This window comes from Paraburkholderia sp. RL18-085-BIA-A, from assembly GCF_046027075.1.
Classification (GTDB): domain Bacteria; phylum Pseudomonadota; class Gammaproteobacteria; order Burkholderiales; family Burkholderiaceae; genus Paraburkholderia.
This window is the reverse complement of record NZ_JARESU010000044.1, coordinates 55,287-68,161: the sequence shown is the minus strand read 5'-3', so window position 1 is coordinate 68,161 and position 12,875 is coordinate 55,287. Positions and strand designations below refer to the sequence as shown.

Here is a 12,875-nt window from a genome sequence, read left to right as displayed (position 1 = left end):
CCCCCCCGGCCGCCGCCGGCTTGCCCGCGCCGGCGGCCAGCACCGCTGCCTGGTCGGCGACGACTTCCCAGTGCGGCGGCACCCACGCTTCATGTCCGCCCACGACCGCGCGGCTGACCACGACGCGCTGTTCATCGCGCGCGAGCAGCCCGTCGCCGCGCGCGGCCGCGCCGCCTGGCGCATCCGGCGCGACGCTCAGGCGGCCGCTTTCGGTGAAGCGCAACGAGCGCACTTCGCCGGTCACGAGCGTGCGGTCCGCGCGCCAGAAGTCGACGTGCCACAGCAACTCGCCGTGCGTGCGCTCCATCCGCGCGACGCCCGCGCAGGCGGCATGAAACTCGTTGCGGCCCTGCTGCATCGCTGCCTGTTGCGCCGATGTGGCGGACTCGAACCACTGCGCGTCGTCGAGTTCAGAGACATCCGACGGCGCGCCGAGCAGCAGCACCAGCGAGATGTTGCGTGCAGCGCACCAGTGCGCCAGCATCCGGCCCTCGCGCGCGAGCGCGTCGGCGTCGTCCCAGTCGAACCAACGCTCGGCGCCTTCGACGAAATACAGCGAACGCGAGCGGAACCCGAAGCGTTTGAGCGCGCGCAGACCGCCGAATACTTTGGCGAGCACGGCCGGCGTGGCCGGAGTTGCCGGGGTGGCCGGATCGGCGTTCAATGCCGCCGCATCGGCCGCGTCGCCGCGCACCGGCGGCATCGCGAGTACGCTCAGGTTGCGCGGCCAGCCCGAGGCCGGCGCGTTCGCGCTGAAGCCGATTTCGCGCAAACGCTGCGCAACGGCGGCGCGCTCGCGCGCGAGCACGACCGTCACGTCGCGCGTGCGCGCCTCGCGCGCGCTCTCCCAGATCAGCGCATCGGCGGCCGGCGTGCGCGGCGCCGCATAGATCGCGTAGAGCTTGCCGGTTTCGAGCGCGGCCCATTCGTCGGGCAGCGCATCGACGGCGAGCCGGCCGAGCCGCCGTGCGTCGTCGTGCGCACCCGCGCGGCCGAAGGCTTGCAGCCAGCGGCGCACCGGGTTGCCGGACGGCGCCGGCTTGAGTGGATTCGAAACGGTGCTCACGCGTGGTTTCCCTGATCTCGTTGCATCGCCGGTCAAAAACTCGAGTAAAGGCGCACGGGTCTTGGCGACAGACTGTTGTCCTGTTTGCGGGCGTCGAACGTGTAGCGCAGATAGACCAGCGCCGAACTCGGTGCGTAGTCGTGCGAACGATCAATGCTCAATTGCGCGCCAGCCAGCAGATTCGGATTGAAGCGGTATTGCACGATGCCGGCGAGCCCGTACGAAAACGCGACGCCGCGCGTCGAGCTGCCCGTGTTCACCAGCGTGTCGAGCCCCGGCGCCGAGGCGAGCGTGCCGGGCAAGCCGTTCGGGTAATACGGCGAATTCTTCTCGTACGAATTCGACACGCCGAGCGTCGCCGTCACGTCCCAGTTCAGCGCGTCGTGCCGCCCGGCCCATTCGATCGGTATGCCGAGCGATAGATAGCGTTGCGGGCTGTAGTAGCCGCCCTGGCCGAACGAATAGAAGCGCTGGTTATTCGTGTAGTGCCAGACATTGCCGACGAGGCCAGTGCTCACGAGCGTATTGACGCGCTGATACACCGGCACCGCGAAGCCGGTGCGCAACGTGATCTCCTGGTTGCTCGCGACATTGCGGCCGGTCAGCATGGCCGCACCGAGGTCGGCGAACAGGCTCGTCTTGCCGACATCGACCGCCGAATGCAGATCGATGCCGTCGCGGCGCACGCCGCCCCACACGGCGCCGGTCACCGGGTCGTGCATGCCGGCATAGGAGAGCTGGCTGCTGGTCTCGGGACGGCGCGATGCGCTGACCGAAAAGCTCGCCGGTCCGGCGTCGAACTGATAGCGCGCGCCGCCGACCAGGTAGTGCACCGGAAAGCCGAGCGGCGTCGTGCCGAGGTCGAAGCGCCACGCGTCGGACACATAGCCCGCGCCGAGCGCCACGCCGGTCGCCGACTGATGCAGATACGGCGAGCTCGCGAGCCCGTTCGCGAACAGCGCGGCAGTAGTTTGCGCTGGAATGCCGAGCGCGGTCCCGCGCGCGGCCGCGAGATTGTCGGCCGCGCCGATCGTACCGAACGTGTCGCGCGTGGACGCATTGCCGGGGCTGACGTCGAGCGTGCCGGGGTCGAGATGCACGGTATCGACATGCGCGAAGAAATGGCCATCGTAGCGATACGGAATCTGCACGTACACCGGCACCTGCCACGCGCGCAACTGCGAGATGCCGGCATCGCCCGATTTATACGCGGGCAGCCAGCCGGTCTCGATCTCCGGATTGCGGCGCTGTTCGAGATCGGCCAGCGCCGCCTGCGCGGGCGTGCCGTCGGGACCGGCGCTCACGCCGACCGCGCGCTCCTGCGAGAGCGACAGGCGATACAGCGACGCGGCTTCCTCGTACTGCCCTAGGTCCTGGGCGACGCGGCCGCTTTGCACCGTCACGTCCGGCCGCGCCGGATACGCGACCCGCAGCGCGTGGGTGACCTGCTGCGCTTCCTGCGTCGCGCGCAACGCGGCTAGCCGGCGCGCCGCCGAGAGCCGCGTATCGACATCGTCAGGCGCGGCGCCGTCGAGCACGCTGCGCACCAGATCGAGCGCGCTGCGGCGCTCGCCGCTCTGTTCGAGCACGCGGGCCAGCGCCAGTTGCGCGTCCGGGTCGCCAGGCGCTGCGGCCAGCACAGGCTGCAGCGCGGCGCGCGCAGCCGCGTAGTGCCCTTGCAGTCGTTCGAGATCGGCGACTTCGAGCGCATAGCGTTTGTCGCGCCGGCCCGCCGGACTCACGTGGGCGAGCAACCGTCGCGCCTGTTCGTCATCCTGATGATCCAACGCTTCATCCGTTTCCCGCAGTACGAGCCGCAGCGCCTGATCTTCCAGACGCGCGCTTTGCGCGGCGCTCAGCACGACCCGCGGATCGTCGCGCAACTGGGTCAGCCACGCGTCGAGTGCGGCGTTGCCGATCTTCGCGCTTGCGCTGCCGAGCAGATCGCCGTAGCGCAGACGCACGTCGGCGTCGGTCTGCTGCGGGTGCGTGTCCATCCAGTTCTGCAGCAGCGCGAGGCCGCGCTCGGCTTCCCCCTGTTCGATCCACATCGCGCCGACCGCCGCCAGCAGATTGGGATCGTCGGCGGCCATCGCGCGGGCTTCGTCGAGCGCCTGGGTGGCGAGCGCGCGGTCGTCGCTCGTGAACGCGGCGCGCGCTTTCACGAGCCACTGCTGCGCGCGCAGATTGCGCTCGAGGGCGCGCATGCCGTCGCTGCGGTCCTGCTCGGCGATCGGCGCGAGCACGGCTTGCGCGCCGCTGACGTCGTCGAGCGAGTTGCGGTACAGCGCGCTCGCGTAGCGCATTTCCGGCGACGCGGAGACCGCGAGGCCGTCGTCCAGCACGACGCGGCCGAGTTGCGGCAAGCCCAGATCGCGATACAGACGCGCGAGCGCGAAGCGCGTCCACGGCGCGTCGGGCGCAGCGCGCAAAGCCGCTTCGTAGCGTTGCGCGGCAGGACCGCGCTCGCCCGCGGCCAGCAGTTTGTCCGCCTGGGACGTGAGCAGATCGGCGCGCAGTTGCGCGAGGCTCTGGCGATCGTCGGCGGCGCTGAAGCGGCCTTGCAATGCGTCGAGCAAAGGCTCGACCTGCGCCGCGCGGCCAGTGTTCTCGAACAGCGTCTGCGTGCTGCGCAGCGCCGCGATGCTCGGCTCGCGCGCGGCCAACAACTCGCGCAGCAGCGGCTCGGCAGCGCTCCAGTCGTGCTGCGCGAGCAGCGCATCGGCGAGCATCAGCTTCGCGTCGGCGCTGCCTGGCTCCATCGCGAGCGCGGCGCGCGCGAACCGCTCCGCGTCCTGCGGCCGGCCGGCCGCGGCGGCGTCGCGGCTTTGCGCGAGCGTCCCCCAGAACTGCGCGGCCCGCGCGAGGCTCTCCCACTTCGCGCGGTTGTCCGACGCGAGCGCGGCCGCGCGCAGAAACAGCGCGCGGGCTTCGTCGCGCCGCCCTGCCCGCATGCGCGCTAGACCCAGTCCGCCGACCGCTTCGGCATCGTCCGGGCGCGCTTGTGCTGCACGTGCGAGCAGCGGCTCGGCGGCCGACAGATCGTTGCGCGCGAGCGCCTGCAAGCCGCGCTGCTGCGCGATGTAGTCGGGGTTGCGTTCGAGTTGCCGCTGCGCGTCGAGCCTGGCTTCGATCGCGGCGACGCGCTCCTTGAATTCGGTGTCGTCGGGAACGAGTTGCAGATAGACGCGCAACGCGGCCAGATAGGCCGGGTCCCCACCCGCCGATTGCAACACGTGACGCCATGCGTCGAGCGACGCCGACTGATCCGAATCAGGACGCGTCGCCAGATTCCACGCGATGCGATTGGCCTCGGCGCGCGTGTCGCCGCGCGCGTTCAGCAGATTCGCGAGGACCAGCGCCGAGTCGACATCGGACGGATCGGCGGCGATCCGCTGACGCAGCGCGCCGATCGCCTGCGCGCGGCCCTCGGGCGTGCCGGCGATGATCTGGTAGTACTCCGCGCCGAGCGAACCGGACGGCGCGCCGTGCGGAAACAGCGCCAGCAGGCGGCGCGACGCTTCGGCGGACTGACCGCTGCGGGCGAGCAGACGCACCGTCGCGAGTTCCTGGCGGCCGTTGGTGGCGACGCGGAATTCGTCTTCGATCTGCTGCGTCGACGCCGCGCCCGGGGCGTTCGCATGCAGACGAGCGAGCGTGGTTTGCGCGGCTTGCGCCTGGCCGAGGCGCAGCTGGATGCGCACCTGCTCCGCGAGCAGCGTTGGATCATTCGGCGCGATCAGGAGCGCTTTGTGGATTGCCTGCGATGCCAGATCGTCGCGATGTTTGGTCGACCACATGCGGGCCGTCGCGAACAGGCGCTGCGCGGCGGGGTCTTCGGGGATGGCGGCATGCGGGACTACGGATGCGGCGGACGTGCCCGGCCTTGCAACAACGACCGCATTGGATGCCGCGCCCGGCGCCACGACGCGGGCCATCGCCGGCTCGACGGAGCGCGCCCACGCGCCACTCGCCGCTACCGTCCACGCGAGCACGAGGAGCCACACCGCGCGGCCTATTGAACAGCGACGCGACACGGCGAACTCCATTGCGGATCGAGGGTGCCGTCGGCGGCAAACCGGTAGCGGCCGTCGCGCCAGCCCAGCGCGAACAGGCTCAGCACGCTGCTGTAATAGCCGCTCGGCGTCGCGCGATTGAGCTGTTCGGCACGCGCGATCTGCGCGTCGGCGAGCGCATGCTCGCCGCGCGCGTCGAGCAACGGCACGGCTGCCGCGGAAAAACCGGCGTTGCCCATGTTCGCGCCCGCGCTGCCGCTGGTCGTGTCGACCTTTTCCGGCGGCGCACCGTGCGCGGCGATGAAGCCCGCGAACGGCGCGAAGTGTGCGAGCAGCGCCGGCGCAAGCGGATCGCGCGGATCGAGCATGCCGGCCCACAGATAGACGCGAATCGCGTTATATGCGCTCTCCGCCTGGGTCTGCGGGTCCGGCGCGAAACCCTGCTTCGCGCGGTACAGCGCCCAGTCAGGCGCGAAGCCGTGCGGCGCGGCGTCGGTCAATACGTGGGCGGTGCTGGCGAGAAGACGCGTCCAGCGTGCATCGTCCGGCAGCCGCGTGGCGATGCCGCGAATGACCTGCGGCGGCGAGTAGCTCGGATTGACGCGCCACACGTCCGGAGCCGGATGAAAACCGGCCGGCCCCGGCAGCAGCGTCAGGCCGAGTCCCGGAACAGTGGCGGTTTCCTCGTCGAGCACGCGCCTCGCGAGCACGGCGCCGCGCGCGGTGTAGCTGCGCTCGCGCCACGCGCGGCCGGCTTCGAGCAGCGCATAGGCGATCCACAGATCGGCATCCGACGACGCGTTCGCGTCGAGCACCTGCCACTGTCCATCGTCCGCGCGGCCCCACAGCCAGGCCGGCAGATGCGCGGTCAGGTCGCCTTGCGCGAGATGCTGTTCGGTCCATTGCAGGATCGTGTCGAAGGCCGGGCGGTCATTGGCGACCAACGCGAAGAAGAGCGCATACGACTGCCCTTCGGAGACGGTGCGCGAATCGGCGGAGCCGACGTCGATCACGCGGCCGTCGGCGGAAAGGAAGTCGCGTTTGAACTGCTGCCAGCGCGGCCATTCGGACGGCGTGCAGATTCCGGCGGATGCTGCATTGACTGTGTTGGCAGAGCCGCTCACCGGCGCCTCCGCCGCAACCACCCCGCGCGTCGCCATCACCGCCATCACCGCCATCACCGCCGCCACGGCCACCGCAAAACCTGCCGTCCTCGCAACCGCCGCCGCCGCGACGGAACCCGCGCCCGCCTCCGCCAGCACATCGCCGCGCGCCCACCGCCGTGGCGCTTTGCACTTCACCGGCGTCATCGATCAGACTCCCCGGCGGCGCGCGGCCAGTTCCTGCAACGCGGTGAACGCGCCGATCGCCAGCAGCAGCCCGGCGATCGCGCCGAGCACGCCCAGCAGCACCGGATGCTGGATCGCGCGGCTCCACAGCTGCGCATACCACGGCACATAGCCGACCAGATACGGTTCACCCACGCGCATGCTGTCCACTTCCCCGCCGCGCAACAACGCGACGTCGCCTTGCAATTGCGCGACGCGGTCCGGCTTTTCGAACATGTCGAGCAGTTGCGGCAACTGCTGCTGATCGGTGGCTGTCAACGCGACGACGCTGCGTCCCTTGCTGCCCGGCAATTCGAAGCCCAGCAGCGCGGCGAGCGGTCCGTCGCGCTCGATGCGCGCGCTGCCGTCCGGCAGATGCGCGCCGTTGCGCCACTGCTCCTTCACCGAAAACGACGCGCGCGTGATCGGACCGTCCGCGCCGCCTTCCTGCGACGACGCGCCGATGCTCAACGGCAACGCCTGACGCCAGCGTGCGAGCAGCGGCGCCGACGCGTCGCCGCCGATCACCAGCAGATCCTTGCCCGTCACCTGCGCGAGCTCGCGAGGCCGCGCGATCTGCACGCGCAGTGCCGGATAGCCGGTCCATTGCCCCATGTGGCCGAGCATCGTCAGCATGCTTTCCAGTTCCTGCGGCGCGGGATGCTCGGGAATCACCACCGCCGTCTGCGAAAGATCGGCGTAGCGCGTGAACGGGAAGCCGCTATTCGCGAAGTACGCGAGGTTCGGCATCTGCGCGTAATGGACGAAGCCAGAGAAGTCGATCGTCGAATCGGGATCGACCGCCGCCTGCACGGGATTGGACGCCACCGACTGGCACAGTCCGGTCTTCTGCGAATCCAGATTGAAGCGCAGCTGCAACTGGTTCGAACTGCCGACGCGAAACGCCGGAATGTCGAGCGCGCTGCTCGAGCGGTTGCCGTTGCTCGACAGCAGCGGCAGCTGTAGACGGCCGCGCGCGTCGTCGGCGCTGGCCGGCGCGAGCCGGTACGACTTGACGAGCTGATCGTTGATCTGCACAGCGAGCGCCGAGTTGTTCTGCACCGTCGGCGCCGTGTAACGGTACTTCAGATTCAGCGGCACGCCCGCGCCGTTCCACGAGAACAGGTCGGCGGGCACGCGCAGGTTCAGGCGGATCGCGTCGGGCGCGCTGCCGTGCACCTGCAGCTGGTTCGGATCGTCGATCAGTTCCTTGAAGGCGACCGGACGATCCACCGCCACCCAGCGCGGCGCGTCATACGGTTTGCGCGGCGCGCCGATGTCGATCTGGCCGATCTGCACCGCCGGGCCCGTCATCGCCGTCGTGCCGAGCACGAGCGCGGCGCTGGCCTCATCGACTTCCGCCGCGCTGCGGCCCGTCACGATCAGCAGCTTCTTGCCGGGCGCGGCGGGATTGTCAGTGACCATCAGCAGCGGGCCGTTGACCGGCGGCAGCTTCAGATCGGCGGGCAGTTGCGCGCTGCGCGCGACCACCACCGCGTGCGCGTCGGCAGGCAACGCGGACAAGGCCGGAAAGCGCGCCTGCCGATAATCGGCCTGCGCGCCAAACCACGATGCCAGCACGCCGGCGCTGCGCAGCGTCGCGTCGTCGGCGGCGGCCGGCAACACGAACGGCAAGCGCAGCCGGCTCACGTCGCGGCGATCGAAAAACGGCGCGGGCAACAGCGCGAGATCGTTAGGCAAACGAATCGGCGCGGTGTCGAGAATCAGCTCGCTCGCCGGACTCACGTCGGCCCACAGCGAGGAGTTGTCCGGGTCTTCGCAATGGTCGAGCGTGTAATGCGCGATCAGGTGCAGGCCAAGCTGGTTGTAGTCGGTGAGAAAGCGCGGATCGAGCGCGATCTCCTGCGTGACGACCTGGCCGGCATGCTCGCGATCGAACGGCACGGTCGCGACCACTTCGTTGTTGATCGACACCTTCAGATGCGAGAGCGGAAACACCAGCGCCGGCGAATACGTGTAGCGCAGACGCAGCCGCGCGGCGGTCACCACGCGGTCGAGCCGCACACCGACGTTGACGGTGCGCGCATCCTCGAGCCCGCGCAGGTTCAGCGTCTGATAAGCGCCCAACGCCGCGAACGACAGATGCGTGGTGGTCGAGCCGGCGGCGGGTGCCGCAGTGCTGGCAGGGTCAGCGGCGCCGATCGCCTTCGCGGCATTCGCGCCAGCGGCTGCGGCCACGTTGACGACGGCAGCCGGCGGCAAGACGGCAGCAAGCGACGACGCCGCGAGCGCGGACGGTGCATGAGGCAAGGACGGCGCGGCGGCCGATACGGCCGCATACAGAGCGCCGACGGCGGCGGTCAGCGAAAGGCACAACGACACGACAGATTTCATGAACAGATCAGCTTGTTGGACCTCGGCCGTCCGCCCGTGACGATGTCGGGCGCTGTGCGAATTCGGTCTACCGCACGAGCGTGCGAAAAATAAAAACGGATTGCTGCGCAACCGCGCCGCGGTTCTTTATCCGTGTATACGGAAGCTCCGGCGAAATCTTGAATGACGGGCCACGCCCGTGGCGTAGCCGACACAGAAAGGGAGATGACACGGCGCGCCGGCTGTACTCTTTGGTGTTCGTTTGCCGATTTACGAGGCGGATCTGTGCCATCAGGGCGGCGCAAAGATAGCACAAAACTGTGACAATTTGTGACCATTCAGGCATGCTGCCGCCTTGCCGATTTTCACGCTGATCATGAGCAATCCGACTGAATCCTCATCGCCCGGTCCCACCGCGAAACGTAGTGGTCCTCTGCGCGCATTATTCGCGCTCCGACACTCGTGCGACGGCATTCTCGCGACCTTGCGCGAGGAGAGCGCGTTCCGTCAGGAGGCCGCGCTGGCGGTGATCCTGGTGCCCGCCGCGCTGCTGATGCCGGTCGGCGCGATCGAGCGGGTGTTGCTGATCGTGTCGGTGCTGCTGGTGCTGCTGGTGGAACTGCTGAATTCGAGCATCGAAGCGGCCATCGACCGGATTTCGCTCGAACGCCACGAGCTGTCCAAACGCGCGAAAGACTGCGGCAGCGCGGCCGTGACGATTGCGCTGCTGATTTGCGCGGTAACGTGGGGCGTGTTGTGCGGGCCGATCGTTTATCACTGGCTGCGCGGGTGACGCGACAACGCTTATACGTTATCCGAACCATTTTTGCGGTCCGCGTGACGGATTTGCGCACGCGCAAACGTTGGCGGATCACATAACGGCGGTTTTCTGCGTCTGTGCGCCGGGCTCGATCACCTGACGCCGTCCGCCGCCCCGCCAGGCAGCAATCCTTGCAAGCTTCTGAACGACGAGATCGCATCTGGCGTCATCAGTTTCGAAGAAGTCGCGTCTCGCACGTCGATCACGTTCCGCAGCGACAACATGTTCGCGCCCGGCGGCGCAAGCCTGAACCCGTCGATGGCGCCTCTTGTCGTGAAAGTCGCTGCGGAACTCGCGAAAGTGCCGGGCAAGGTGACGGTGAGCGGCTATACGGACAACGTTCCGATCCGCAGCCGCGACTTCGCGTCGAACCGGATATGGTCCGGACAGCGCGCGGAGCAGATCATGCGGATACTCAAGGCGGCGGGTGTGTCGGCGAGCCGCAATGAAGCGGCCGGCCGCGCGGACGCGGACCGGTTGCCGTTAACGGCACGGCTGAACGCCGCGCGAAGAACCGGCGGGTCGAAATCACCGTTGGCGGTAGTTGATTGCAACGGTGCTCATGTATGCCGACGGCGATCGCATCGCAGCTGGTGAACCCTATGAAGAACGCACGCCTGCTCATCACCGCTGGGCACACCTATTGCTGCATTCCGCACACCGGCAGATAACTCGTCAAAAGCGCGCAGTGCCCACGACGAGTCGCCGTTTCGACGTTCACTCAGCAATCCATCGGTGGGAGGCCCCATGCTTCGATACGCTGCAATCTTCTTCATCATCGCCATCATCGCGGCGGTATTCGGCTTTGGCGGCATCGCCGCCGGCGCAACGGAAATCGCCAAGGTCCTGTTCTTCATCTTCGTGGTGATCTTCCTCGTCACCTTGCTGATGGGCGTGATGCGACGCTGACCACGGCGTCCCGTACCAGCACGCTAGCAGGTGTCATGCACGCCCCGATGCAAGGGTAAGCGCCAATGCAATACTTGCCACACGGTATTGCAATAGTTGCTGCCCGCATCGGGGTTTCAATACCTGCTCATCGCACGTTCGACACGAAGCCCGGATGGCGCGCCTACTGGAAGCGGCGCAGCACGACACGGCATCTTCCAGGTTATCAGCGGGTCACGAAACGTACGGATCGCCGCCCACGCCGGGTCGCTGCCGTCGGTGAGCGCGCGAGTGCCCTCATCCCCATGTCGTAAAAACTCACATGCAATTCAGGCGATGTTTTCCGCTTCGTACAGACGGCGGCCGGCGGCATCCTTCGCGCCGAGGATCGGCTCGAAATCAATCGGCCACTCGATGCCGATGTCCGGATCGGACCACAAGATGCAGCGCTCGAGTTCAGGGAACCAGTACTCGGTGGTCTTCCACACGCACTCGGCGACCTCGGACAGCACCACGAATCCGTGCGCAAAGCCCGGCGGAACCCACATTTGCCGCTGATTGGTCGCGCTCAGATGTTCGCCGCTCCATTTGCCGAAGTTCGGCGAATTGAGACGCACATCCACGACCACGTCGAACACCTCGCCCGCCACCACCCGTATCAGCCGTCCCTGCGGACGTTGCACCTGATAGTGCAGCCCGCGCAACACGCGGCGCACCGCGCGCAGATGCCGGTCCTGCACGAAATTGAAACCTTGCGAAACGTCGTCGGCAAACTCGTCCGCGCTGAAGCTCTCGAAGCAAAAGCCGAATTCGTCGCAGAACACCTCGGGCTCGATCAGCTTGACCTCCGGCAACGCCGTCGCCATTACCTTGTTGCCCATTGCCACTATGCTCGTAAGAAGGCTGGCCGGCGAAATGATGGCCGCAGCGGCGGCCGCATCGAACGATGAGGCGCACCCGTCGGCACGGTCGCCCGCTTACATGCTACGCCTCATTAGACACCCTGCTGCGCGCGCGATATTCCGTGGGCGACAGCGCCATGCGCTTGCGGAAGATTTTCGCGAGACGATCGCCGTTGCCGGTGCCGCTGCGGCGCGCGATCTTGTCGACCGGCAATTCGGTTTCGGTGAGGAAGTTGCACGCGATGCGCAGCCGCACCTGGAGCAGGTAGTCCGAAGGCGTGACCTGCATTTCGTGCTTGAAACGCCGCAGAAAATTGCGCTCGCTCATCGCCGCCACCTGCGCGGCGTCGGCCACCGACACCGGACGGTCACAGTTCGCTTCCATCCAGCGCGCAGCGGCGCGGATCTTCTCGGCCACGCTGAGCGTGCCGCCCTCGGCCGGCAACGGCACCCAGGTCGCGGCCATGCCCGGCATCACGCGGTCGGCGACGCTGCGCGCGAGTTCGGCGCCGAGGTCGCGCTTGATGAACATCAACGCACTGCGCGCGCAGTCATGGCGGTCGTTGACGGCGTTCAGCGCAGCCTCGCTCGACGCGCCGCCCGGGTAGCGATTCAGTTGCAGCCCGTCATGGTCGGTGGGTCCCGCGGCTTCCAGCACGAGCCGGCCTTCGCCGATCGTTTCGATCGCCCGGGTGCGCGCCTGCACCGTGCGCAGCCAGTTGAGCAGCCGCTCGTCGCGCGCGGCCTCGCGCGCGCCGTAGCCGCCCGCGATGAACAGCACGTCGAAACCGCTGCTATAGCGTGGGTCGATACGTTCGGTCCAGATTCGCGCCGAGGACGAACTGGCGACGCTGCCACCGTCCAGCGACAGAAACTGCACTTCATAAGGTGGCTCCTCGCCGGCGCGCGAGCCCGCGAGTTCGTTGGCGCTCTGGAACATCTCGACCACGGTGCCAGGCCCTAGCAGCCAGAAGCCGTCGAACAGCAAAATGCCGATTCGCCGCGCTGCAGTACGCACATTCACGGTAGGCGTATGCAGCCAGGTAATTCTCGCAGTATCAAGGTGCATGTGCGGCATGATTTCTCCCCAAACGGTCATACGTTGTGGACCCCGAAGCCCCGCTAGCCAGCTAGGCAGCTAGCCAGCCGTGGCGAGCGAATGAATTTATTTTCGGTTTAAAACCGCCGGCAACGCCATTTAACGGATTATGCGTGATATTAGCGGAATAGATCGCTATAGTAAATTTGAAAAACAAATCGTCATCACGCGAACGAATGTATGAAGAAAACAGTTATCGCGTGTTCGATATGACAGTGTGACGAGTTCGCGGACTGCGCTGCAGGCGCAGTGGTCCTGCTTGGGCCGCTTCCCGGAAAAGCATGCTCAGCCTGGATTTCACGGGATATAGGCAGAGACTTTCAGAATCTGCGAAGAATGACTTTGTGACAGTGAGAAGCTTTCGGTGGACTTCTAAAGTGTTTCAAACCTGAACTCCAATATCCGCAAGATAATCCCCATCC

Annotated in this window: 9 protein-coding genes; 3 read left to right on the top strand and 6 right to left on the bottom strand. The window is 67.3% G+C overall.

Going from position 1 to position 12,875, the window contains the following annotated elements:
* The 4 genes from P0D89_RS26395 to bcsB all read right to left on the bottom strand — a co-directional run.
* A partial coding sequence (locus P0D89_RS26395) for a BcsE family c-di-GMP-binding protein (protein ID WP_408377465.1) occupies nt 1-1,018 on the bottom strand: 1,018 nt, incomplete at its 3' end.
* An 80-nt stretch (nt 1,019-1,098) separates the two neighbouring features.
* Nucleotides 1,099-5,004, bottom strand: coding sequence for a cellulose synthase subunit BcsC-related outer membrane protein (locus P0D89_RS26390; protein ID WP_408377463.1), 3,906 nt, complete (start codon nt 5,002-5,004; stop codon nt 1,099-1,101).
* Nucleotides 5,005-5,081: 77 nt separating this feature from the next.
* Nucleotides 5,082-6,392: a cellulose synthase complex periplasmic endoglucanase BcsZ gene (gene bcsZ, locus P0D89_RS26385; RefSeq protein WP_408362635.1), complete on the bottom strand. Its 1,311-nt coding sequence runs from the start codon at nt 6,390-6,392 to the stop codon at nt 5,082-5,084.
* Between the two features lie 3 nt (nt 6,393-6,395).
* Nucleotides 6,396-8,765 (bottom strand): cellulose biosynthesis cyclic di-GMP-binding regulatory protein BcsB, encoded by a 2,370-nt coding sequence (bcsB, locus tag P0D89_RS26380; RefSeq protein WP_408362634.1) that lies wholly within the window; start codon nt 8,763-8,765, stop codon nt 6,396-6,398.
* Between the two features lie 355 nt (nt 8,766-9,120).
* Between bcsB and P0D89_RS26375 the strand changes: the two genes are divergently transcribed.
* The 3 genes from P0D89_RS26375 to P0D89_RS26365 all read left to right on the top strand — a co-directional run bounded on the left by P0D89_RS26375 (nt 9,121) and on the right by P0D89_RS26365 (nt 10,473).
* Entirely contained in the window at nt 9,121-9,537 is a 417-nt protein-coding gene (locus P0D89_RS26375) for a diacylglycerol kinase (protein WP_408362633.1), read from the top strand.
* A gap of 249 nt (nt 9,538-9,786) precedes the next feature.
* On the top strand, nt 9,787-10,161 hold the full coding sequence (locus P0D89_RS26370) for an OmpA family protein (protein ID WP_408362632.1): 375 nt from the start codon (nt 9,787-9,789) through the stop codon (nt 10,159-10,161).
* Between the two features lie 150 nt (nt 10,162-10,311).
* Nucleotides 10,312-10,473, top strand: coding sequence for a DUF1328 domain-containing protein (locus P0D89_RS26365; protein ID WP_007182451.1), 162 nt, complete (start codon nt 10,312-10,314; stop codon nt 10,471-10,473).
* A 308-nt stretch (nt 10,474-10,781) separates the two neighbouring features.
* On the opposite strand, the gene rfbC is transcribed toward P0D89_RS26365, so the two are convergent.
* Both rfbC and P0D89_RS26355 read right to left on the bottom strand, forming a co-directional pair.
* Entirely contained in the window at nt 10,782-11,333 is a 552-nt protein-coding gene (gene rfbC / locus P0D89_RS26360; RefSeq protein WP_408362631.1) for a dTDP-4-dehydrorhamnose 3,5-epimerase, read from the bottom strand.
* 103 nt (nt 11,334-11,436) lie between these two features.
* Nucleotides 11,437-12,432, bottom strand: coding sequence for a GlxA family transcriptional regulator (locus P0D89_RS26355; RefSeq protein WP_408362630.1), 996 nt, complete (start codon nt 12,430-12,432; stop codon nt 11,437-11,439).
* Nucleotides 12,433-12,875: the final 443 nt, after the last annotated feature.